This is a genomic window from Streptomyces sp. NPDC002698, assembly GCF_042888945.1.
GTDB lineage: Bacteria > Actinomycetota > Actinomycetes > Streptomycetales > Streptomycetaceae > Streptomyces.
The window spans coordinates 201302-223237 of record NZ_JBIAQM010000007.1; the positions used below are offsets into that span (position 1 = coordinate 201302).

16 protein-coding genes are annotated in these 21936 nt (G+C 70.4%); 6 read left to right on the forward strand and 10 right to left on the reverse strand.

The annotated features are described in order from the left end of the window. Nucleotides 1-197 precede the first annotated feature (197 nt). The 4 genes from ACFYW9_RS13470 (at nucleotide 198) to ACFYW9_RS13485 (ending at nucleotide 5112) form a co-directional block, all read left to right on the forward strand. Nucleotides 198-3440 carry a nitrate- and nitrite sensing domain-containing protein gene (locus tag ACFYW9_RS13470; RefSeq protein WP_389148692.1) on the forward strand — a complete coding sequence of 1081 codons (3243 nt, stop codon included), beginning with the start codon at nucleotides 198-200 and terminating at the stop codon, nucleotides 3438-3440. An 11-nt stretch (nucleotides 3441-3451) separates the two neighbouring features. Continuing rightward, entirely contained in the window at nucleotides 3452-3865 is a 414-nt protein-coding gene (locus ACFYW9_RS13475; protein ID WP_037625176.1) for a roadblock/LC7 domain-containing protein, read from the forward strand. A gap of 94 nt (nucleotides 3866-3959) precedes the next feature. Continuing rightward, a complete protein-coding gene (locus ACFYW9_RS13480; RefSeq protein WP_389148695.1) occupies nucleotides 3960-4550 on the forward strand; it encodes a DUF742 domain-containing protein in 591 nt (196 codons plus the stop codon). Further along, on the forward strand, nucleotides 4531-5112 hold the full coding sequence (locus ACFYW9_RS13485) for an ATP/GTP-binding protein (RefSeq protein ID WP_151472110.1): 582 nt from the start codon (nucleotides 4531-4533) through the stop codon (nucleotides 5110-5112). Before ACFYW9_RS13480 ends, ACFYW9_RS13485 begins: the two co-directional genes overlap by 20 nt. 315 nt (nucleotides 5113-5427) lie before the next feature. Here the strand turns inward: ACFYW9_RS13485 and ACFYW9_RS13490 are convergent, their stop codons facing one another. The 3 genes from ACFYW9_RS13490 to ACFYW9_RS13500 form a co-directional block, all read right to left on the reverse strand. Continuing rightward, nucleotides 5428-5622, reverse strand: a complete 195-nt coding sequence (locus ACFYW9_RS13490) for an acyl-CoA carboxylase subunit epsilon (protein WP_351868759.1) — start codon at nucleotides 5620-5622, stop codon at nucleotides 5428-5430. Between the two features lie 57 nt (nucleotides 5623-5679). Beyond that, nucleotides 5680-7287 carry an acyl-CoA carboxylase subunit beta gene (locus ACFYW9_RS13495; RefSeq protein ID WP_351868757.1) on the reverse strand — a complete coding sequence of 536 codons (1608 nt, stop codon included), beginning with the start codon at nucleotides 7285-7287 and terminating at the stop codon, nucleotides 5680-5682. 251 nt (nucleotides 7288-7538) lie between these two features. After that, nucleotides 7539-8036 (reverse strand): hypothetical protein, encoded by a 498-nt coding sequence (locus tag ACFYW9_RS13500; RefSeq protein WP_389148700.1) that lies wholly within the window; start codon nucleotides 8034-8036, stop codon nucleotides 7539-7541. Between the two features lie 291 nt (nucleotides 8037-8327). Between ACFYW9_RS13500 and ACFYW9_RS13505 the strand changes: the two genes are divergently transcribed. Then, nucleotides 8328-8951, forward strand: coding sequence for a YceI family protein (locus tag ACFYW9_RS13505; RefSeq protein WP_351868943.1), 624 nt, complete (start codon nucleotides 8328-8330; stop codon nucleotides 8949-8951). Between the two features lie 149 nt (nucleotides 8952-9100). On the opposite strand, the gene ACFYW9_RS13510 is transcribed toward ACFYW9_RS13505, so the two are convergent. Together ACFYW9_RS13510 and ACFYW9_RS13515 are read right to left on the reverse strand one after the other, a co-directional pair. Further along, on the reverse strand, nucleotides 9101-10459 hold the full coding sequence (locus ACFYW9_RS13510; protein ID WP_351868751.1) for a hypothetical protein: 1359 nt from the start codon (nucleotides 10457-10459) through the stop codon (nucleotides 9101-9103). 123 nt (nucleotides 10460-10582) lie between these two features. Continuing rightward, the gene (locus ACFYW9_RS13515; RefSeq protein ID WP_389148704.1) at nucleotides 10583-13624 is read right to left on the reverse strand and encodes a carbohydrate binding domain-containing protein; all 3042 of its coding nucleotides are present in this window, start codon (nucleotides 13622-13624) and stop codon (nucleotides 10583-10585) included. Between the two features lie 287 nt (nucleotides 13625-13911). On the opposite strand from ACFYW9_RS13515, the gene ACFYW9_RS13520 reads away from it, so the two are divergent. Further along, entirely contained in the window at nucleotides 13912-15774 is a 1863-nt protein-coding gene (locus ACFYW9_RS13520; RefSeq protein ID WP_389148707.1) for a ricin-type beta-trefoil lectin domain protein, read from the forward strand. Between the two features lie 97 nt (nucleotides 15775-15871). Here ACFYW9_RS13520 and cimA read toward each other — a convergent pair whose 3' ends face one another. The 5 genes from cimA to ureA all read right to left on the reverse strand — a co-directional run bounded on the left by cimA (nucleotide 15872) and on the right by ureA (nucleotide 21883). Then, nucleotides 15872-17476 carry a citramalate synthase gene (cimA, locus tag ACFYW9_RS13525; RefSeq protein ID WP_389148710.1) on the reverse strand — a complete coding sequence of 535 codons (1605 nt, stop codon included), beginning with the start codon at nucleotides 17474-17476 and terminating at the stop codon, nucleotides 15872-15874. A gap of 329 nt (nucleotides 17477-17805) precedes the next feature. Beyond that, a complete protein-coding gene (locus tag ACFYW9_RS13530; RefSeq protein ID WP_389148713.1) occupies nucleotides 17806-18396 on the reverse strand; it encodes a TetR/AcrR family transcriptional regulator in 591 nt (196 codons plus the stop codon). A gap of 15 nt (nucleotides 18397-18411) precedes the next feature. Next, complete coding sequence (locus ACFYW9_RS13535) at nucleotides 18412-19449, reverse strand: agmatine/peptidylarginine deiminase (protein ID WP_389148716.1); 1038 nt, start codon at nucleotides 19447-19449, stop codon at nucleotides 18412-18414. A gap of 23 nt (nucleotides 19450-19472) precedes the next feature. Further along, nucleotides 19473-21182, reverse strand: a complete 1710-nt coding sequence (locus ACFYW9_RS13540) for an urease subunit alpha (RefSeq protein ID WP_389148719.1) — start codon at nucleotides 21180-21182, stop codon at nucleotides 19473-19475. Continuing rightward, the gene (gene ureA / locus ACFYW9_RS13545; protein WP_328671634.1) at nucleotides 21179-21883 is read right to left on the reverse strand and encodes an urease subunit gamma; all 705 of its coding nucleotides are present in this window, start codon (nucleotides 21881-21883) and stop codon (nucleotides 21179-21181) included. The genes ACFYW9_RS13540 and ureA overlap by 4 nt, the downstream gene beginning before the upstream one ends. Nucleotides 21884-21936: the final 53 nt, after the last annotated feature.

A 21936-nucleotide genomic window follows, 5' to 3' on the forward strand; every position in this document is an offset into this window, starting at 1 on the left:
AAGGCCCCGTCTTTTGACGGGGCTCGCTCTTTATGACCGTTTTTGTCTGTGGTCAGCGCCACTCGGAATCATCCGTTCCGAGTGTTTGGAAGGGCGCTGCTTGACGTGCTGGAATGCGCTGAACTGCCCAGTAGTCAAGGGCGCTGGTAGATACGGCGGCACACAGTAGGTGCCGACGCCGAGAGGTTGTTGGTCGAGTGAGGCGAAGCATGAACGGTCCCGAGCCGTCGGCACGGGGCAACTTCACCCCGCCGGCGCGCGGAGCGGCGCCCGCACAAGTCGCCGGCCCGGAGCCCACGCCGGCGCCCGCGCCGAGCGGGAGCCGATTCTCCCCGCGCAACTGGCGTGTGCCGACCAGGCTGAACGCGATCCTGCTCATACCCGTGGTGGTCGGCCTCGTCATGGGCGGCTTCCAGGTGAAGGGCTCGATCGACACCTGGCAGGAAGCGCAGGACGCCGAGAAGACGGCGCGCCTGGTGCAGGCGGCACTGAACTACGGCGACAAGCTGTTCGTCGAGCGTGACCTCAGCGCCTACCCCCTGCTGTCCGGCAAGGGAGCCAAGGACGCCACCGTCGTCAAGGTCCGCCGGGACACCGACCTGGCCTCCGACGCCTTCGAAGAGGCCGCCAAGGACATGCCCAAGACTCCGGGCCTGGAGCGGCGCCTCGCGGTCTTCCGCAGCGTCGAGCCCAGTCTCGAGAAGCTGCGGGCCGCCGCGTACACCACCAAGCTTCCCGGTGTGAAGACCGAAGAGGGCTACCTCCAGATCCAGCACCCGCTGATGGAGTTCGCCAACGAGCTCGGTCTGGGCACCGGCAACATCACCAGCTACGGCCGTACGGTCTACGCGATCTCGCTGTCCAAGGCCGCGCTGTCGCTGGAGCGGTCCATCGGCATGCACATGCTGATCAAGCCGGGTCCCGGCGTCAGCAGCCTCGCCAGCCAGCGCGTCGCCCTCTCCTCGTACGCCTACCTCGAGGGCATCGCCATCGAGGAGTACAAGGGTGGTGGCACCGAGGAAGACGCGGCCACGCTCGAATCGGCTTCGGCGAAGATCAGGTCGGAGCTGACCGCGAAGGCACGTGAGGCCGCGGCCGCCGACCCGAACTACGTGCCGCCGCCCTCGGGCGACACCGAGATGGTCAAGGAACTCGCGGGGCTCAAGTCCCCGCTGGAGAGCGACCGCGCCGCGCTCGCCGCGGGTGGCGTCACCGCCCAGAACTGGATGGCGGTCAACACCGCCAAGTACAACGCCTACCGCCAGATCGAGTCGGACCTCTCCGACAAGGCCGTGGCCGAGGCCGGCGACATCTCCGACACGGCGAGGACCGACGCGTTCATCACCGGTGCCGCCGTCGTGATCGCCCTGCTCGCCGCGTTCATCCTGGCCGGCATGGTGGCCCGCCAGATGAGCCGCGCGATGCGCCAGCTCCGCAGCGCCGCCTTCAATGTCGCCGAGCAGCGTCTGCCGATGCTGGTCGACCAGCTCTCGCGCACCGACCCCGGCCGGGTCGACACCCGCGTGCAGCCGATCCCGATCACCACCACGGACGAGATCGGCGAGGTCGCCCGCGCCTTCGACCAGGTCCACCGCGAGGCCGTACGACTGGCCGCCGAGCAGGCCCTCCTGCGAGGCAACATCAACGCGATCTTCACGAACCTCTCGCGCCGCAACCAGTCGCTGATCGAGGGCCAGCTGACCCTGATCACCGACCTGGAGAACAACGAGGCCGACCCGGACCAGCTGGAGAACCTCTTCCGCCTGGACCACCTCGCGACCCGTATGCGCCGCAACGGCGAGAACCTCCTGGTCCTCGCCGGCGAGGAGCCCGGACGCCGCTGGGACCAGCCGGTCCCGCTGGTCGACGTCCTGCGCGCCGCCTCCTCCGAGGTGGAGCAGTACGAGCGCATCGAGCTCTCCGGCGTCCCGGAGGCCGAGATCCACGGCCGCGCCGTGACCGACCTCGTGCACCTGCTCGCCGAGCTCCTGGAGAACGCGACCACGTTCTCCTCCCCGCAGACCAAGGTCCGTGTCACCGCGACCCGTCTTCCCGACGGCCGCGTCATGGTCGAGATCCACGACAAGGGCATCGGCCTCACCGCCGAGGACTTCGCGGACATCAACCACAAGCTGGCCAACCCGCCGACCGTGGACGCCGCGATCTCGCAGCGCATGGGCCTCTTCGTGGTCGGCCGTCTGTCCGACCGCCACGGCATCCGCGTCCAGCTCCGCCCCTCGGGCGAGCAGGCCGGCACCACGTCCCTGGTCATGCTCCCCGACGCCATCACCCACGGTGGCGGTGGCGAGAACCAGCCGATGGCCGACGAGTTCACCGTGTCGCAGATCATCCCCGAACAGCAGCAGCAGTCGTTCCCGGGCGAGAACTTCGGTGTCCCGCAGCAGCAGCCCGTGCTGACCGCCGCGGACCTCGGCTTCGACGACAGTCGCTACGAGGTCCCGGACGACATCCGCGATCTGGACCCCGTGGGCCGCTCCCTGATGCGCGAGGAGCGCCGTGCGGCCCTGGAGGCCCAGGCGCAGGGTCCGGAGGCCATCGAGGCCCCCCAGGCCTACGCCGACGGCTTCGACGCGCAGCCCGCCTCCGCGTACGACAACGGGCAGGCGTCCTTCGACGGCGCCCAGGCGTACGACGGCACCCAGGGTGTCCAGGGTGTCCACGAGGAGCAGCAGACCACGTACGACCAGCAGACGTCGTACGAGGAACCGCAGCAGGCCGCGTACGACGAGGCGTACTTCCCGTCCAACGGCGGCTACCCTGAGCCCTCCTACACGGAGCCGGGCCGGCAGGACCACGCCGGAATGGGCGGCTCCGCCCCGGAGACGGTGCCGGGCTTCGGTGAGCCGTCCTACCAGGACGACTGGCCGCAGCAGGACGCGCACCAGGGTGGGTACCAGGGCGGGTACCGGCCCGACTACGCTCCGCAAACGGAATCTCCGCAGGTCGCTGACGCGGGCGAGCAGAACAGCGTAGGCTTTGGTCGTCCGGGTCCGGCCTCTTCGGCTCCCCACACGATGACCAACTCGGGACTCCCCCGTCGCGGACCCGCCCCCGCCGGCAACGCCCGGCGCCCCGCGGAGCCGGCGAGGGAGCAGGCGGCGCCCATGTCCTCCGGGAACACGGGTGACGACTGGCGGTCGTCGAACGACGATCGGTGGCAGCGCGCCGAGCAGCTGAAGAAGCCCAAGGCGGGCGGGGTCACCTCGTCCGGTCTGCCGCGGCGGGTGCCCAAGGCCAACCTGGTCGAGGGAACCGCGGAATCGACCCCCCAGGGAGGCCCCCAGGTCTCCCGCGCTCCTGAGGACGTCCGGGGCAGGCTGAGCAACCTGCGCCGCGGCGTGGAGCGGGGACGCAGTGCAGGTACTGACACGAACGGTCAGGGCTTCGGTTCTGACAGCACCTACAACCAGGAGCGTTAGTAGTGAGCCCGATGAGCCAGGCGGCACAGAACCTGAACTGGTTGATCACCAACTTCGTGGACAACACCCCCGGTGTGTCGCACACAGTGGTGGTCTCCGCCGACGGACTCCTTCTGGCTATGTCCGAAGGCTTTCCCCGTGACCGCGCCGACCAGCTGGCGGCCGTCGCGTCCGGCCTGACCTCTTTGACCGCGGGCGCGTCCCGTATCTTCGAGGGCGGCCATGTGAACCAGACCGTTGTGGAGATGGAGCGAGGATTCCTCTTCCTGATGTCCATTTCGGATGGTTCTTCACTCGCAGTACTTGCACACCCTGAGGCGGACATCGGTCTCATTGGGTACGAGATGGCGCTTCTGGTGGACCGTGCGGGCACGGTCCTCACTCCGGACCTTCGTGCGGAGCTCCAGGGCAGCCTTCTCAACTAATAGACAGACGGTGCGAATTGGCGTCCCGGGGCCGTAAGGTTTCGGGACGCGGTCCCAGCGTTGGGTGCCCGGCACGGTCGGAGGAGGAGAGAGAGTGGTAACACCCCCAGGCGGTTCGTCTTCGGGCAACTGGTCGTACGGCCCCGGCCAGGGGCAGGGCGGCCAGGGCGACGGTTCACAGAACCCGTACAACTTTCCCTCCGCACCCGGCCAGCGACGGCAGTACCCGCCCCAGGGTCCCCAGGGCCCCGGGCCGTCCCCCTACGACCAGCCGCCGGCGCCGCGCATCCAGCCCGTGCAGCCGCAACGGCGCTCCCCGGAGGCGTCGCCCGCCGGGTCGTCCAGCAACCCCCTGGTGCGTCCGTACGCCATGACGGGTGGCCGCACCAGGCCCCGCTACCAGCTCGCCATCGAGGCGCTGGTGCACACGACCGCGCAGCCGCACCAGATGCAGGGCCAGTTGCCCGAGCATCAGCGGATCTGCAACCTCTGCCGGGAGATCAAGTCGGTGGCCGAGATCTCGGCCCTGCTGACCATCCCTCTCGGTGTAGCCAGGATCCTCGTCGCCGACTTGGCGGAAGCGGGCCTGGTCGCCATCCATCAGCCCGGCGGCGACGAAAACGCCGGCGGCCAGCCAGACGTGACTTTGCTCGAAAGGGTGCTCAGTGGACTTCGCAAGCTCTAGCGGAGGGCCTTCCCGCTCCACCACGTCCGCGAAGATCGTGGTGGCGGGCGGCTTCGGCGTGGGCAAGACCACGTTCGTCGGCGCCGTCTCGGAGATCAACCCGCTGCGCACCGAGGCCGTCATGACGTCCGCCTCGGCGGGCATCGACGACCTCACGCACACCGGCGACAAGAAGACGACGACCGTCGCCATGGACTTCGGCCGTATCACCCTCGACCAGGACCTGATCCTGTACCTCTTCGGTACGCCCGGTCAGGACCGCTTCTGGTTCATGTGGGACGACCTGGTCCGCGGCGCCATCGGCGCGATCGTCCTGGTGGACACCCGGCGTCTGGCCGACTGCTTCCCCGCGGTCGACTACTTCGAGAACAGCGGCCTGCCGTTCGTCATCGCCCTCAACGGCTTCGACGGCAACCAGCCGTACCAGCCCGAGGAAGTCCGCGAAGCTCTCCAGATCGGCCCGGACGCCCCGATCATCACGACGGACGCCCGCCACCGCGCGGACGCCAAGTCGGCGCTGATCACGCTGGTCGAGCACGCCCTCATGGCGCGCCTGCGCTAGCGGCCCCCGCTCGTACGGCAACGGCCCCCGCTTCTCCGGCCGGAGAAGCGGGGGCCGTTGCTCGTCCGCCGGCCACCCGGCCCGAGAGCGTCCGCGGCCCGGGCGTACGACCCCGCACACGCGGGCGAGGGGCGCGGCCGAACTCCTGCCCCGTACAGCCCCGTTGGGCGGCGGTACGGCCCGGGGCACCCGAACGCGCGTCACAGAGCCCCCTGTCGGCCCTGGAGGGCGTCCTCGGACTCCCGGACACACGGACACCCGGACACACCACAGCCCCGCCCTCCATCGGAGGACGGGGCTGTCGGCGTCAGACCCTCAGTGCCAGCTGTGCGGCGCCCGGAAACCGGGCTCCCGCTCCAGTCGGCGCCAGCCCGCCTTGCGGTGGGGGCGGTGGGAAGGAGCGGCATCAGTGGGAGCGGAGGCGGCACGGGCCAGGAGGATCGCCGTGATGGCGGCGACCTCCTCGGGCTCGGCATGGCCCTTCTCGACGCGGATGTCAGGGGTGCTCATAGGTTTCAGTCTCCATGAGAGAGGTTTCCACGGGGGTACCGCGGAGGATCCGCCGGGTTACTGCGGGGGGTTGCCGTGCTTGCGGGAGGGCAGGTCCGCGTGCTTGGTGTGCAGCATCGCGAGCGACTTGACCAGGACCTCGCGGGTCTCGGCGGGGTCGATGACGTCGTCCACCAGACCGCGCTCCGCCGCGTAGTACGGGTGCATCAGCTCGGCCTTGTACTCCTTGACCATGCGGACCCGCATGGCCTCGGGATCGGCGGCGTCGGCGATCTGACGGCGGAAGATGACGTTGGCGGCGCCCTCGGCGCCCATCACGGCGATCTCGTTCGTCGGCCAGGCGTAGGTGAGGTCGGCCCCGATGGACTGGCTGTCCATGACGATGTAGGCACCTCCGTACGCCTTGCGCAGGATGAGGGAGATCCGCGGCACCGTCGCGTTGCAGTACGCGTAGAGCAGCTTCGCGCCGTGCCGGATGATCCCGCCGTGCTCCTGGTCGACACCCGGGAGGAACCCGGGCACGTCCAGCAGCGTGATGATCGGGATATTGAAAGCGTCACACATCTGGACAAAGCGCGCAGCTTTTTCGGAGGCCTCGATGTCGAGGACACCCGCCAGGCTCTGCGGCTGGTTGGCGACGATGCCGACGACCATGCCGTCGAGGCGGGCCAGCGCGCAGATGATGTTGCGGGCCCAGCGCTCGTGGATCTCCAGGTAGTCGCCGTCGTCGACGAGCTCCTCGATGACCTTGGTCATGTCGTACGGGCGGTTGCCGTCGGCCGGGACCAGGTCCAGCAGCACCTCGCTGCGACGGTCGGCCGGGTCGGCGGACTCCGCGCGCGGCGGGTTCTCGCGGTTGTTCTGCGGGAGCATCGACAGGAGGTAGCGCACCTCGGCGATGCAGGTCTCCTCGTCGTCGTACGCGAAGTGGCAGACGCCGGAGGTCTCCGCGTGGACGTCGGCGCCGCCGAGGCCGTTCTGGGTGATCTCCTCGCCCGTCACCGCCTTGACCACGTCCGGGCCGGTGATGAACATCTGCGAGGTCTCGCGGACCATGAAGACGAAGTCCGTGAGCGCGGGCGAGTAGGCCGCGCCGCCGGCGCACGGGCCGAGCATCACGGAGATCTGCGGGATGACCCCGGAAGCCTTGGTGTTGCGCTGGAAGATGCCGCCGTAGCCGGCGAGGGCCGAGACGCCCTCCTGGATACGGGCGCCGGCGCCGTCGTTCAGGGACACCAGCGGCGCTCCGGCCGCGATGGCCATGTCCATGATCTTGTGGATCTTCGTGGCGTGGGCCTCGCCGAGGGCGCCGCCGAAGATGCGGAAGTCATGGGCGTACACGAAGACCGTGCGGCCCTCGACCGTGCCCCAGCCGGTGATGACACCGTCGGTGTACGGCTTCTTGGCCTCCAGGCCGAACCCGGTCGCCCGGTGCCGGCGCAGCTGCTCGACCTCCTGGAACGAGCCCGCGTCCAGCAGCAGCTCGATGCGCTCCCGGGCGGTCAGCTTGCCCTTGGCGTGCTGCGCCTCGGTCGCCTTCTCGCTGGGACCCCGCAGCGCCTCCGCACGGATGGCGTGCAGTTCGGCCACACGGCCACGCGCGTCCGTCGGTTCGTCTGCGGGGATCGTGGAGCTCGCGGTGTCGGCCTCGTCCAAAACGGTCATGTAGCGACCATACGAAGTCCACCAAGGAAACAGGCCCGTCGACTCTGCACAGTCTCCGGACCGTTTTCCTGGCGCCCCTGAACAGAACCACCATCAGATGCAGGCGATCCGACTGCCAGGAGGGGCTCGGGTTTGTGGATGTCTCACAAACTGTTCGGCCGACTGCCATCTCACATCCATGAGTGGCACATGCCATCACCGGGGTGACGCGGACCCCCGTTCGGCGGTCCGCGCACCCCGGGGGCGACGGCTCAGCAGCCGCCGCAGTTGTAGTAGAGGACGTCCCAGTGGTTGCCCTCGTCGGCGTAGATGTTGCCGGCACCGGACTTGTACTGCGGAGCGCCGTCGCCGCGCAGGCCTATGTAGCTGAAGGTGTTCTTGATGTAGCCGGTGACGCAGGTGTTCTTGCCGTAGTCGAGCTTGTAGCCGTTCCAGTGCGAGTAGGTTCCGCTCGCGTGGCCGGTCTCGGTGCCGCCGGTGATGTTGAGCGCGCAGCCGCTGGACCCCTTGAGGGTCTGGGCGCCCTGCGCGGTGGCGAGGTTGAGCTGCTCGAACGACGTGCAGGTGGAGTTGTTGCGGTCGGAGCAGCCACCGGAGGAGGACCAGGTGATGCCGGTCTGACGGAACATCGAGGTCGCGGTGGCGTGACTGATCTTGCTGACGGCGAAGGCGTCGCCGGCGGTGCCGACGACGGCGACACCGGGGGCCACGACGAGGGCCAGGGCGGTCAGCGTGGACCTGAGCTTCATCTGGGGAGACCTTTCCTGCTGAGGACCGTGGGGCGGCCGCACGGACGTCCGGCCGCGTTTCCTGTGGGGCGGCTGTGCAGGGGGTGCACGCAGATGGTGCCCGAGTTCTACGCGCGTCCGCCAGAGGTCGGACAAGAGCGACCCACCGTGACGACACGCGCACGCTCCGGATGCTGTTGAAAGTTGAACGGAATAGGTCTACGGTTGCCCACGTTGACCTCGTTGAACATTCAACAGATTCACGCCGTGGCTCTCCCCGGAACCGCGGCCCGTCCTCCCAAGGAGCACCTCATGGGCATCTTCGGCCGCAAGACCACCGACACCGCCGCCACCTCGACGGCCACCGCGACGGCCGGTGCCGTGAACCCGGACCTGGCCGCGCTGACCGGCGACTACACCATCGACCCGGCCCACTCGAGCATCGGCTTCGTCGCCCGGCACGCGATGGTGACCAACGTCAAGGGCACGTTCAACGAGTTCGAGGGCACGCTGCACCTGGACGGCACCGACCCGTCGCGGTCCACGGCCTCCCTCGACATCACGATGGACAGCATCGACACCGGGTCCGCCGACCGCGACGGTCACCTCAAGAGCGCCGACTTCTTCAAGACCGACGAGTTCCCGGCGATGACCTTCCGCTCCGTCAAGGCGGAGGCCCTCGGCGGTGACGACTACCGGATCACCGGCGATCTGGAGATCCTCGGCACCACCAAGCAGATCAGCATCGACCTGGAGTTCAACGGCGCCGCCACGGACCCGTTCGGCAACGAGCGCGTGGGCTTCGAGGGCAAGGCCGAGCTCCTCCGCTCCGAGTGGGGCCTCACCTGGAACGCGGCCCTGGAGACCGGTGGCGTCCTCGTCTCCGACAAGATCAAGCTGAACTTCGACATCTCGGCGATCAAGAACGCCGGCTGAGTCCCGGGCTTCGGCCCCGCGCCGCCGAGCGCCTTCTCCGACGCCGAGCTCCCCGACAGGGGCGCTCGGCGTCGCCGTGTGCGCGGACCGCCGCCGGCCCGTGCGCGGCCGGACGGAGCACGTCACCCCTCACCGGAGTGCGTCACCCCTCAGAAGCCGCCGCCGAAGTCACCGCCGCCCCCGCCGAAGTCGCCGCCTCCCCCGCCGTCACCGAAGCCGCCGCCGAAGTCACCGGGGTCGAAGTCGGCACCGGAGACATCGCCTCCGTCGTAGCCGCCCCCGAAGTCGCCGTACCCGGTGCCGTACGCGGCCCCGTACCCGGGACTCGCCATCATGCTGCCGAGCACGGTCCCCACCAGCAGGCCCGGCAGCAGGCCGCCGCCGAAGTAGCCGCCCGCCCAGGGTCCGTACGCCGGGCCCGCGTCCCAGTACGGGCGGCGGCCGTACTCCGTCTCGACCTCACGCACCGCCGGCTGTTCGCCGCCGGTGAGACGCATCCAGTCCGCCTTGCAGACCGGGACCTCGCGGGGCGCGCCCCCGTCGGGCGTCCAGGCCGCGTCGGCGACGGAGGGGCCGTGCCGGGGGTCGAAGAAGCAGGGCGCGCGGCGCTCGGGGACCGGGCGGCCCTCGCGGCGCGCCGCGAGCACGGCGAGGGAGAAGCGGCCCTCCTCCAGGGACTGGGTGACGGCGCGTACGTCCTCGGGGCGCCGGGCCTCGGCCATGAACGACTTCGCCTGTTCGTAGGCGTCCAGCGCGCGTTCGTAGTCCGCGCGCATCACGTCGTCCGCGCCGGCCTCCGCGGGGTGGAAGTCGAGGCGGTCGAGTTCCTCGCCGAAGGCGGTGATGTCCTCGTCCACGACCACGCGGAGCCTGTCGAGCGCGGCGCGCTGTTCCTCCTCCTTGCGGCGCCGGTTGCGGCGCACGACCGTGTAGGCGCCCGCGCCGCCGACGACGGCCACCGCGCCGACCGCGATCAGCGCTCCCGTCGAGACGCCCCCGTCGTTCGTGCCACCGCCCCAGCTCGCGGGGGCCGCGCCGTGGATGTCGGCGAGCGCCCGGTCGGTGAACTCGTCGAGCTGGGTGTTCGCGTCCTTCACGCCCTGGACGCTGGTGACGAGGTTCTGTACAGCAGAGCGGGACATCACCGCGGAGTCGGCGCGGGCGTCGAAGCGGTCGCCGAGCCTGATCGCGTAGAGGCCCGTGACGCCGGTGTCGGTGCGCAGGTTCCGGAAGAGGTTCTCGGTGGGGAAGTCCGCGGGAAGCACGGCGACGAAGAGCGGCTTGTCGGCCTTCTTGATCTTGGCGGCGAGGGCGTCGGCCTCCGACGCGGAGAGCTGCCCGGAGGCGGCCGGGTCCACATAGACAGGGCCCTTCCGCAGGGCCGCCGCGACCGTGGAGACGTCCGTCGCGGCATGGGCCGGGGGCGCCGGGAACCACACCAGCGCCAGGGCCGCGAGTATCAGTGCGACCAGCAGGCCTGGAAGTCCTCGGGTGTGTGCGGCCCTCATGCCTTGAAGTTACCCGAACCAGAGCAAAACCGGACATCGGGAGAGTGGCGTCCTGCCGCCACCGGAACGCGAGCCGGCCGGGGCTGATGTGTCCAGCCCCGGCCGGCCCTCCACGTTCTCCCTCTATCCCGCTCGGTACGCCTGGGCCAGCTTCGCCACCGCCTCTCCGTAGTGGCCGGTCAGCAGGAGGTGGTCCGCGTCCGCGAAGGGTGCCGCGTTCGCCGCGGTGACCGACGAGCCGATCTTCTGCTGGACGAGCAGACGGGCCTTCGTCACGGCCGCCCGGGCCGTTCCGTCGGCGCCGTGCCGCTCCGCCGCCGAGGCCACCAGGGCCAGCGCCCGCAGTGTGGCCGCGCCACCCGCCGGTGCCTTCGCCAGCGTGGTGAGACCCCATCCGTACGGGAACTGCGGATCGTAGGAGGTGTCACCGACGTTGATCGGGAGCTGGGACTCCGACTTCGGCCAGGTGACCGGGAGCTGCCCGGTGAAGGCGCGCTTTCCGTAGACGACGTCCGCGACCCCGTCGCCCTCGGTGCCCGGCAGCCAGGAGGCCACCAGGGCGTCGACGGCGCCGAGCCGGTCGCCGATGAGCTGCGGGCGGCCCGAGACGATCAGCACCGCGCACTTCATCGCCGCGCACACCTTGTCGACGGCCGCCTTGTCGGCAGCGGTCAGCTCCAGGTCGTTGCCGTTGCCGACATCGCCGACGCCCTCCGCGTACGGGGTCTCGCCGACGACGACCACACCGACGTCGTAGCCACCGGTCGGGGCCGAGGCGTCCTTGGAGTAGGTGACGTCACCGCCGGCGTTCCGCATGCCCTGGAGGATCGTGGTGCCCTTGGTGTTGTTGCCGGACGAGCCCTGCCAGGTGAGGGTCCAGCCGCCGGTCTGGTTGCCGAGGTCGTCGGCGTTCGAACCGGCGACGTACACCTTCTGGGACTTCTTCAGCGGCAGGACGCCGTCCGCGTTCTTCAGCAGGACCTGGGACTCGGCCGCCGCCTGCCGTGCCACGGCCCGGTGCGCGGCCGAGCCGATCCCCGACGCACCGCTCGTGTCCGCGTACGGCTTCTCGAAGAGGCCCAGCTCGAACTTCTGGGTGAGGATGCGCGACACGGCGTCGTCGATCCGCCGCCCGCTGACGCGGCCCGCGCTCACCTCGTCCGTGAGCGTCGTACGGAAGTCCTTGTACGAGTAGGGGACCATCATCATGTCCACGCCCGCGTTGACCGAGGTGCGGACGTGCGAGGCGTAGTCGCCGGGGAGCTGGTCGATGGCGTTCCAGTCGCTGATGACGAAGCCGTCGAAGCCCATCCGGCCCTTGAGCACGCCGTTGATCATGTCGGCGCGGGCGTGCATCTTCACCGGTCCCTGGCCGTCACCGACGATGTCCAGCGAGGAGTAGGACGGCATGACCGAGCCGACACCGCGGTCGACCGCCGTCTTGAAGGGCGCCAGGTGCACGGCCTCCAGCTCCTGCCGGGTGACCTTGGTGACGCCCTGGTCGAGCGTGTACGAGCCCGTCGTGGACGTGCCGTACCCGGTGCCGCCGTCGCCGACGAAGTGCTTGGCGGTGGCGAGGACCTTGTCGTCGTCCTTGAGGTCGCTGCCGTCGCGGGCGCCCTGGAGGCCCTGGACGACCGTCTCCATGGACTTCACGAGCGCCGGGTCCTCGCCGAAGGCCTCGTAGGAGCGGCCCCAGCGTTCGTCGCGGGTCACGCACAGGCAGGGGGCGAAGTCCCAGGGGATGCCGGTGGCGCGGACCTCGGCGGCGGTCACCGCGCCCGTCCGCTCCGCCAGGGCGGGGTCACGGGTGGCGCCGAGACCGATGTTGTGGGGCATGACCGTCGCGCCGGCGAGGTTGTTGTGGCCGTGCACCGCGTCCACGCCGTAGATCAGCGGGATCTGGAACCGTGTGGCCTGCGCCCGCAGCTGGTAGCCGTCGATCATCGCCGCCCAGGCCGCGGCGGTGTTGGGGGTCGGCGTGGAGCCGCCGCCGGAGAGCAGCGACCCGAGGTCGTAGGCGGCGATGTCACCGCCCGTGCCGATCGCGCCGCGCTCGGCCTGGGTCATCTGGCCGGTCTTCTCCGCCAGGGACATCCGGGAGACCAGGTCGGCGACCCGCTTCTTCACGGACAGTTTCGGGTTCAGGTACGGCAGCCCGTGGGCGTCGACGACGACCTGCGGGGTCTCGGCGGGGGCCTTGGCCCCGGTCACCGTGAGCTTGAGGGGGATCGTCTCGGCCGCTTCGGCGGACTTGTCGCGCAGGGTCCGGACGGTGACGGTGCGGCTCGTGCCGGACGTCGTGCCCGCCGGGAAGGTGATCTCCCCCTTCACGGGGGCGTAGTCCCTGCCCGGCTCGGCGCCGCCGCCCGCGCTCTCGTACGCGACGGTCACGGGCTCGTCGATCGGGGCGGAGCCGGTGGTGGCGACGGAGACCTTCACCCGCGCCGTGCCGCCCTCCTTGACCGGGTAGACCGCCGAGTCGGTGCTGACGGAGGCGCGCAGGGACTGGTCGGCCCTGCCGTACAGCTCGACGTCGTCCATGGCGAACTGCCCCTGGACGCCGACCGGGAGCGTGAGGGCGTAGCCCCACATCCCGGTCAGGCCGAGGACCTGGTCGATACCGCCGACGGGCTGGTAGTCCGTGCGGTAGACGAAGTCGGCGAAGGGGATCTCGATCTGTTTCCAGCCACTGAAGTCATCGGTGAAGGAGGTCGTCCACAGCTCCGAGGCCTCGCCGTTGGCGCCGCCGTCCTTGATCTCGAAGGAGATCTTCTTGGCGGTGTTCCGGCCGTCCCACCAGAAGCGGATGCCCTTGTGCGCGGACCAGTCGTGGGCCGGCTGGTCGGCCGCGAAGTCATGGGTGAAGCCGCCGTAGCCGCTGATGTCGTAGTCCCCGGTGAGGACCTTGGCGCCCTCGGGCGCGTCGGACCGCGCGGTCAGGGCCAGCTTCGGCGGGTCGTCGCTGTCGCCGCCCCAGGTGAAGATGCCCTCGGCGGGCTGGTTCGCGAAGGGCACCTCGCCCTCGAAGCGGTCGACCGGGACGGGCGCGGGATCATCGGCCGCCGCCGTTCCCGCCGTAGCGAGCGGAAGCAGTCCGGCGATCAGCGCGGCACCGGCCAGCAGAGCGGTTCTTCGTACGGAATTCCGATCGAGCCCGGTCAATGGGGGTCCCCTCGACTCTCACGTCGTTCTGACGACGTTGCTTCCTGACGATGACGTGCTTGCTCTGTTCCCTCACTCTTCTTACGACTTAGATCAGGGCGTGAGTTAACTGGCGCCCCGGCAACCCGTCAAGACTTCACACCGGAACCGGTACAGACTCAAGTCCCGTCCGGATCAGAGCAGTTGTTCCTTCAAAGTCTGAACGCGCAACCCCTTGACGCGGCTCCGCAGCCGTCATTTACTCACGCCTCGCACGCCTCCCCCCACCTCCAGAAGGGCGGCGCTCCATGAGGAGATCCACTCGGGCGGCCCGGCTGATCGTCGCCGGGCTGCTCGCCACCGCGGGATTCACGGCGGCCGCGCCCGCGCACGCCGCGGGCGAACAGGTCACCGCGTACCTGACGACGACGGACGACGACGGCGGACGTCATGTCGTCCGCGGGCTCCAGGCCCAGGCGCCGTTCGCCTTCCAGTCGGGCAGCGGCGGCAGCGGCGAGAACATCACCGTCGACGAGAACACGCGGTACCAGACCTTCACCGGCGGCGGGGCGTCCTTCACGGACACCGCGGCCTGGCTGATGAACAGCAGCGGCGCCCTGTCGCAGAGCACCCGTGACGCGACGATGCGCAAGCTCTTCTCCCCCACGGACGGGATCGGGCTGTCCTTCCTGCGCAACCCGATGGGCGCCTCGGACCTCGCGCGCTACGGCTACAGCTACGACGACGTGCCGGCCGGGCAGAGCGACCCGAACCTGGCGCGGTTCTCCATCGCGCACGACCTGGCCGACGTGGTGCCGCTGACCAGGCAGGCACTCCAGCTCAACCCCTCCCTGACGGTCATGGCCTCGCCGTGGACGGCACCGGCCTGGATGAAGGACAGCGGGTCGCTGAACGGCGGCTGGCTGAAGGCGGAGAACTACGGCGCCTACGCCTCGTACTTCGTGAAGTACCTCCAGGCGTACCGGGACCAGGGCGTCCCCGTCTCGTACGTCACCGCCCAGAACGAGCCGACCTGCTGCTCGGGGTATCCCTCGATGAGCTGGAACGCCTCGGGACTGGCCTACTTCACCAAGAGCGAGCTCCTGCCCAAGCTCCAGGCGGCCGGCCTGTCCACCAAGGTGCTCGCGCACGACTGGAACTGGGACGTGTACGACTCCTACGCCGCCCAGACCGTCGACGACGCGGCGGTCCGCTCGCACCCGAACTTCGGCGGGATCGCCTGGCACGGGTACGGCGGCGACATCGCCAGGCAGACGGGCGTGCACAACCAGTACCCGGGGCTCGACGCCTTCGGGACCGAGCACTCCGGCGGCACCTGGATCGCCAACCAGCAGCGCGAGGACATGCTCAACATCGTCGACTACACCCGCAACTGGGCGAAGTCGGTGACCAAGTGGTCGCTCGCCGTGGACCAGAACAAGGGCCCGCACAACGGGGGTTGCGGCACCTGCACCGGACTGATCACCGTGCACAACGGGGACGGCGCGAGCGGGACGGTCGACTACACGGTCGAGTACTACACGATGGGCCACCTGACGAAGTTCGTCCGGCCGGGGGCGCAGCGGATCGCCTCCACGGCGTCCTCGGCCGTCCCGAACGTCGCCTGGCGCAACCCGGACGGCGGCAAGGCGCTGATCGCCTACAACGACGCGTCGAGCGCGAAGACGGTGACCGTCAACTGGGGTTCCCAGCACGCCACTTACTCACTGCCGGGCAAGACATCGGCGACCTTCACCTGGTCCGGCACCCCGTCGGGCGGGGGCGGACAGTCGGGCGCGTTCGTCGGACTGGCCGGCAAGTGCCTCGACGTGGCGGGCGCGTCGAGCGCCAACGGCACCGCGGTGCAGCTCTACGACTGCAACGGAACCGCCGCGCAGTCCTGGACCGTGGGGACCGACGGATCGGTGCGCTCGCTCGGGAAGTGCCTCGACGTCACGTCGGGGTCGACGTCCGACGGCGCCAAGGTCCAGCTCTACGACTGCAACGGCTCCGGCGCCCAGCAGTGGTCGTACAACTCTTCGACGGGTGACGTGGTCAACCCCGCGGCGAACAAATGCCTCGACGTGACCGGCAACTCGTCGGCGAACGGGGCACGGGCGCAGATCTGGTCGTGCACGGGGGCCGCGAACCAGAAATGGCAGCTGCGCTAGCCGTCACGTACGCCGGACCGGCGAAAACGCCGTGAGCGCCGTGAGCGCCGTAAGCGCCGGAGGGTGCGGGAACCGCGCCCTCCGGCGGTCCGGCGGGTCAGGCCGCGGGTTCCACCCCGGCCCGCAGCAGGCCGTAGGTGTACGCGTCCTCCAGTGCCTGCCAGGACGCGGCGATGACGTTCTCCGCCACACCGACCGTGGACCACTCCCCCGCGCCGTCGGACGTGGAGATCAGGACGCGGGTCGTGGACTGCGTGCCGTGCTTGCCCTCCAGGATGCGGACCTTGTAGTCGACCAGCTCCAGCTTGGCGAGCTGCGGGTAGAGCGTCTCCAGGGCGACGCGCAGGGCGCGGTCCAGGGCGTTGACCGGGCCGTTGCCCTCGGCGGTGGCGACGATGCGCTCGCCCTTGGCGAAGAGCTTGACCGTGGCCTCGTTGGCGTGGCTGCCGTCGGGGCGGTCCTCGACGATGGCCCGCCAGGACTCGACCTCGAAGTAGGTGCGCGCCCTGCCCTCGGCCTCGGCGCGCAGCAGGAGTTCGAAGGAGGCGTCGGCGGCCTCGTAGGTGTAGCCCTTGAGTTCGCGTTCCTTGACCCGTTCCACGACGCGGGCGACGAGTTCGCGGTCGTCGCCGAGGTCGATGCCGAGCTCCTTGCCCTTGAGCTCGATGGAGGCGCGGCCGGCCATGTCGGAGACCAGCATCCGCATGGTGTTGCCGACCTGCTCGGGGTCGATGTGCTGGTAGAGGTCCGGGTCGACCTTGATCGCGGAGGCGTGCAGGCCGGCCTTGTGCGCGAACGCCGACACCCCCACGTAGGGCTGGTGGGTGGAGGGGGTCAGGTTGACGACCTCGGCGATGGCGTGCGAGATCCGCGTCATCTCCCGCAACGCGCCTTCGGGGAGCACCTTCTTGCCGTACTTGAGCTCCAGGGCGGCGACGACGGGGAAGAGGTTGGCGTTGCCGACCCGCTCGCCGTAGCCGTTGGCGGTGCACTGGACGTGGGTGGCGCCCGCGTCGACGGCGGCCAGCGTGTTGGCGACCGCGCAGCCGGTGTCGTCCTGGGCGTGGATGCCCAGCCGGGCCCCGGTGTCCGCCAGGACCGTCTGCACGATCGCCTGGACCTGGGCGGGGAGCATGCCGCCGTTGGTGTCGCACAGCACGACCACGTCGGCGCCGGCCTCGTGCGCGGCCCGCACCACGGACTTCGCGTAGGCGGGGTTCGCGCGGTAGCCGTCGAAGAAGTGCTCGCAGTCCACGAACACCCGCCGTCCCTGCGCGACCAGGTGCGAGACGGTGTCGCGGACCATCTCCAGGTTCTCCTCCAGCGTGGTGCGCAGCGCCAGCTCCACATGCCGGTCGTGGGACTTGGCGACCAGCGTGATCACCGGGGCGCCGGAGGCCAGGAGGGCCTTGACCTGGGGGTCCTCCGAGGCCTTGGCGCCGGCCCTGCGGGTGGCACCGAAGGCGACGAGCCGGGCGTGCCGGAAGTCGATCTCCTGGGCGGCGCGGGCGAAGAACTCGGTGTCGCGGGGGTTGGCGCCGGGCCAGCCGCCCTCGATGAAGCCCACCCCGAAGTCGTCCAGGTGCCGCGCGATGGCCAGCTTGTCCGCCACGGTGAGGTTGATGCCCTCGCGCTGCGCGCCGTCGCGCAGCGTCGTGTCGAAGACGTGGAAGGAATCGTCGACTTCGCTGGTTTCCGTCATGGTCTCAAGGCTCCTGTATTGAAACTCGGTCTACCGGAATGACCGGCTCCACCGTCCCCCAATGATCCCGCGCGCTGCGCTCCCGGCTGAAGGTGGGCCAGAAATGCGAAAAACCCCTCGCGGGTGCGAGAGGTCTGCGCGCGGGTCGAGAACGACGGTGTCCGCCCGTACCTGGTCGTACGTGGCGGTCACTGCGGACCGGCGCGCCTGCTGCCAATAATCGTGGCGAACGAGAGCACGGGGGCAGTGTGGCACAAACCGCCTCCGTGATCACACGGTGTCTCAGGATGCGAGCACTGGGCTACATGCCGGTACGGATGTACGACCGGTCAGCCCAGCGACGCGTCGAGGAACTCCTTCACGTGGGACAGGACCTGATCGCGGCTGGTGCCGCGCAGACCGATCGCCACATGGATGGAGAAGCCGTCCATCAGGGCGCGCAGCCGGGCGCCGAAGCGGTCCGCGTCGACGGGGCGGAACTCTCCGCGCGAGACGCCCTCGGCGAGCAGCGCGACGAGGTCCCGGTGCCAGGCACCCTCGATGGCGGCCTGCCGTTCGCGGGCGTCGTCGTCCGCGTTCTGGGAGTGGTTCCAGACCTCCAGCCACAGGGTCCAGTACGGGTCCCGGTGGCCGTCGGGGACGTACAGGTCGACGTAGGCGTCCAGGCGTTCGCGGGCGGTGCCGCGCGCGGCGAGCAGCCGGCCGCGCTCGGCGGCGAGGCGGCCCTCGCTCCACTCCAGGGTGCGCAGCAGCAGCTCGTCCTTGGAGCGGAAGTAGTAGAGGAGGTGGCCGCTGCTCATGCCGACCTCACGGCCGAGCGCCGCCATGGTGAGTTTCTCCAGACCGCGTTCGGCGATCATCTCCATCGCGGCGGCGAGGACCTCCTCGCGCGGTGGCGCGTTCTTCCGCGCACCGGCCATCCGTGACTCCCGTTGTCAGACCTTCGGCTGCTGCTGGGTGATGCAGTGGATGCCACCGCCGCCCGCGAAGATCGTACGTGCGTCCACCAGGGTCACGGTCCGCTCGGGGAAGAGCCGGCGGAAGATGTCCGCCGCCGTCTCGTCGCGCGGGTCGTCGAAGCCGCACAGGACGACGCCGCCGTTGCAGAGGTAGTGGTTGATGTACGAGTAGTCGGCCCAGTGGCCGTCGGCCTCCAGGACGGTCGGGGCGGGGACCTCGACGACCTCGACGGCGCGGCCGCGCGCGTCGGTCTGGGCCTTGAGCAGCCCTATGACCTCCTTGCTGACCTCGTGGTCGGGGTGCGCGGGGTCCGGCTGGGAGTGGGCGACGATCACGCCGGGCCGGGCGAAGGCGGCGACGATGTCGACGTGGCCGAGGGTGCCGAAGCCGTACGGGGGGTAGTCGCCGGTCAGGCCGCGCGGCAGCCAGATCGCCTTCTCGGTGCCGAGCTGGGCGTGGATCTCCGCCTCGACCTGCTCGCGGCTCCAGCCGGGGTTGCGCTCGGGGCCGAGCTGCACGGTCTCGGTGAGCAGCACGGTGCCCTCGCCGTCGACGTGGATCGCGCCGCCCTCGTTGACCAGCCGGGAGGCGTACGCCTTCGCTCCGGCCAGTTCGGCGACCTGCGCGCCGATCTTGGAGTCGTGCTCCCAGCGGGCCCAGTCCTGAGCGCCCCAGCCGTTGAACGTCCAGTCCACGGCGGCCAGTTCACCGTGCCCGTTGGTGAGGAAGGTGGGGCCGATGTCGCGCATCCAGGCGTCGTCGAGTTCCCGCTCGACGGTGTCGACGCCGGGGCCGAGGAGTTCGGCGGCCGGCCCGGACTGGCCCGGACCGCACACCACGGTGACGGGTTCGAAGCGGCGGACCGCGCGGGCCACCTCCGCCCAGGCGGCACGGGAGGCGGCGAGGTCCTCGGGGCTGTCGAAGGTGGGGTTGGGGCCCGGCCACGCCATCCAGGTGCGCTCGTGCGGGGTCCACTCGGCGGGCATGCGGAAGCCGTCGGCGGCAGCAGACATGGGTGATCCTTAGAGGCTGTCGATTACAGGAAGTACAGGCGGTTGAGGGAGACCGAGTCGGCGGGGTCGGAGCGCAGCGGTTCGCCGTCGAGGGTGACCAGGCCGGTGCGTCCGTCCACGTCGACCGCTCCGGTACGGGAGTTGAGGCGCAGGTCGGCGGGGCCGATGCCGCGGGTGCCGCGGACCGCCACACGGCGGCGGCGGGTCGGCATGGTGTCGTTGCCCTGGTCGAGCGCGGCCTGGGCGACGAACGCCACCGAGATCTCGGCGGGGGCCGCGCCGTGCGCCCCGAACTGCGGTCCGAGGACGAGGGGTTCGCAGGTGTCGGTGGCGGCGTTCGGGTCGCCGACCACTCCGTAGGCCGGGAAGCCGGCCTTCAGGACGAGCTGCGGTTTGGCGCCGAAGTACTCGGGGCGCCACAGCACGATGTCGGCGAGCTTGCCGGTCTCGATGGAGCCGACCTCGTGGGCGAGGCCGTGCGCGATGGCCGGGTTGATGGTCAGTTTGGCGATGTAGCGCAGGACGCGTTCGTTGTCGTGGTCCTCGGGGGCGCCGAACTGGGCCTTCATCTTCCCGGCCATGGCGAAGGTGCGGCGCACGGTCTCGCCGGCGCGGCCCATGCCCTGCGCGTCGGAGGAGGTGATGCCGATGGCGCCCAGGTCGTGCAGGACGTCCTCGGCGCCCATGGTCCCGGCGCGGATGCGGTCGCGGGCCATGGCGGCGTCGCCGGGCAGGTCGGTCTTCAGGTCGTGGACGGAGACGATCATCCCGTAGTGCTCGGCGACCGCGTCCCGGCCGAAGGGCAGGGTCGGGTTGGTGGAGGACCCGATGACGTTCGCGACGCCCGCCATCTTCAGCACGTTCGGGACGTGCCCGCCGCCGCAGCCCTCGATGTGGAAGGCGTGGATGGTGCGCCCTTCGAGCACCCTGAGGGTGTCCTCGACCGACAGGCACTCGTTCAACCCGTCGCTGTGCAGGGCGACTTGGACGTCGTGGTCCTCGGCGACCCGCAGGGCCGTGTCCAGGGCCCGGGTGTGGGCGCCCATGTCCTCGTGGACCTTGAAGCCGCTCGCGCCGCCCTCGGCGAGCGCCTCGATCAGCGGCGCGCTGTCGGAGGACGAACCCCGGCCCAGGAAGCCGATGTTGACCGGCCAGGCGTCGAAGGCGCCGAAGGCATGGCGCAGCGCCCAGGGCGAGTTGACGCCGACGCCCCACACCGGCCCGAACTCCTGGCCGATGACCGTCGTCACCCCGGAGGCGAGCGAGGCCTCCATGATGCGCGGCGAGAGCAGGTGGACGTGCGTGTCGACGGCTCCGGCGGTGGCGATGAGGCCCTCGCCGGAGACGATGGACGTACCGGTGCCGACCACGACGTCGACGCCGTCGAGGGTGTCGGGGTTGCCGGCCCGGCCGATCGAGCAGATCCGGCCCTCGCGGATGCCGATGGACACCTTCCGGATGCCCTGGACGGCGTCGATCACCACGACGTTGCTGATGACGACGTCGCAGGTGTCCCGGACGGCGGCGGCCTTGAGGTGCAGCCCGTCGCGGGCGGTCTTGCCGAATCCGGCGAGGAACTCGTCGCCGGGGAGCTGGGCGTCGGACTCGACGCGGACGGTCAGCCCCGAGTCGCCGAGCCGGACCCGGTCACCGGCGCGGGGGCCGTGGGTCGCGGCGTACTCGTAGGGGGTGAGGCGGCGGGCCTCGGCGGGGTGGCCTCCTGGGCGGCTCATCGCTCGGCCTCCTGGTCACGGGTGTCGGGTACGCCGAGGTAGCCGCAGGCTGCGGCCCGGCGCAGGGCCTCCTCCCTGGCGCCGGGCGCGTCCAGCGGTCCGTCGACCAGCCCGGCGAAGCCGATCGCGACACGCGCTCCGCCGATGGGCAGCAGCCCCACCTCGGCGCTCTCCCCCGGGCCGAAGCGGACGGACGAGCCGGCGGGCACGGCCAGCCGCATGCCGTAGGCGGCCGGCCGGTCGAAGTCGAGCCGGGGGTTGGCCTCGAAGAAGTGGAAGTGGGAGGTGACGGAGACGGGGACGGGGGCCGTGTTCGTCACGGACAGGCGGACGGCGGCCTCGGGCTCGGCGTGCTCCGGGCCCGGCAGCAGGGCGCCGGGTGCCCGCTCGCCGAGGCCGCCGCCGATGGGGTCGCTGACCACCGCGAGGCGCGAGCCGTCCTCGAAGACGGCCTCGACGTGCACCTCGGTCACGATGTCGGCGACGCCGGGCAGGACGTCGTCGGGGCCGAGAACGGACCGGGCCGCCTCGACGGCCTCGGCCAGCCGTCCACCGTCGCGGGCGGTCTCGCAGACGGTGTCCGCGATCAGGGCGGTGGCCTCCGGCACGTTGAGCCGCAGTCCTCGCGCCCGGCGGGCACGGGCCAGCTCGGCCGCCGAGAACAGCAGCAGTCGGTCACGTTCCGTGGGGGTCAGTCTCACGCCGCGACACCTCCTCGCCTTCCTCCGTTTAGAGCGCCACTCTAAACGGAGGA

Bases quoted from the DNA above. Each gene is read 5' to 3' on its own strand.
- ACFYW9_RS13475 (WP_037625176.1), top strand. From the start codon at position 3,452: ATGAGCCAGGCGGCACAGAACCTGAACTGGTTGATCACCAACTTCGTG.
- ACFYW9_RS13490 (WP_351868759.1), bottom strand. From the start codon at position 5,622: ATGAGCACCCCTGACATCCGCGTCGAGAAGGGCCATGCCGAGCCCGAG.
- ACFYW9_RS13495 (WP_351868757.1), bottom strand. From the start codon at position 7,287: ATGACCGTTTTGGACGAGGCCGACACCGCGAGCTCCACGATCCCCGCA.
- ACFYW9_RS13500 (WP_389148700.1), bottom strand. From the start codon at position 8,036: ATGAAGCTCAGGTCCACGCTGACCGCCCTGGCCCTCGTCGTGGCCCCC.
- ACFYW9_RS13505 (WP_351868943.1), top strand. From the start codon at position 8,328: ATGGGCATCTTCGGCCGCAAGACCACCGACACCGCCGCCACCTCGACG.
- ACFYW9_RS13510 (WP_351868751.1), bottom strand. From the start codon at position 10,459: ATGAGGGCCGCACACACCCGAGGACTTCCAGGCCTGCTGGTCGCACTG.
- ACFYW9_RS13520 (WP_389148707.1), top strand. From the start codon at position 13,912: ATGAGGAGATCCACTCGGGCGGCCCGGCTGATCGTCGCCGGGCTGCTC.
- cimA (WP_389148710.1), bottom strand. From the start codon at position 17,476: ATGACGGAAACCAGCGAAGTCGACGATTCCTTCCACGTCTTCGACACG.
- ACFYW9_RS13530 (WP_389148713.1), bottom strand. From the start codon at position 18,396: ATGGCCGGTGCGCGGAAGAACGCGCCACCGCGCGAGGAGGTCCTCGCC.
- ACFYW9_RS13535 (WP_389148716.1), bottom strand. From the start codon at position 19,449: ATGTCTGCTGCCGCCGACGGCTTCCGCATGCCCGCCGAGTGGACCCCG.
- ACFYW9_RS13540 (WP_389148719.1), bottom strand. From the start codon at position 21,182: ATGAGCCGCCCAGGAGGCCACCCCGCCGAGGCCCGCCGCCTCACCCCC.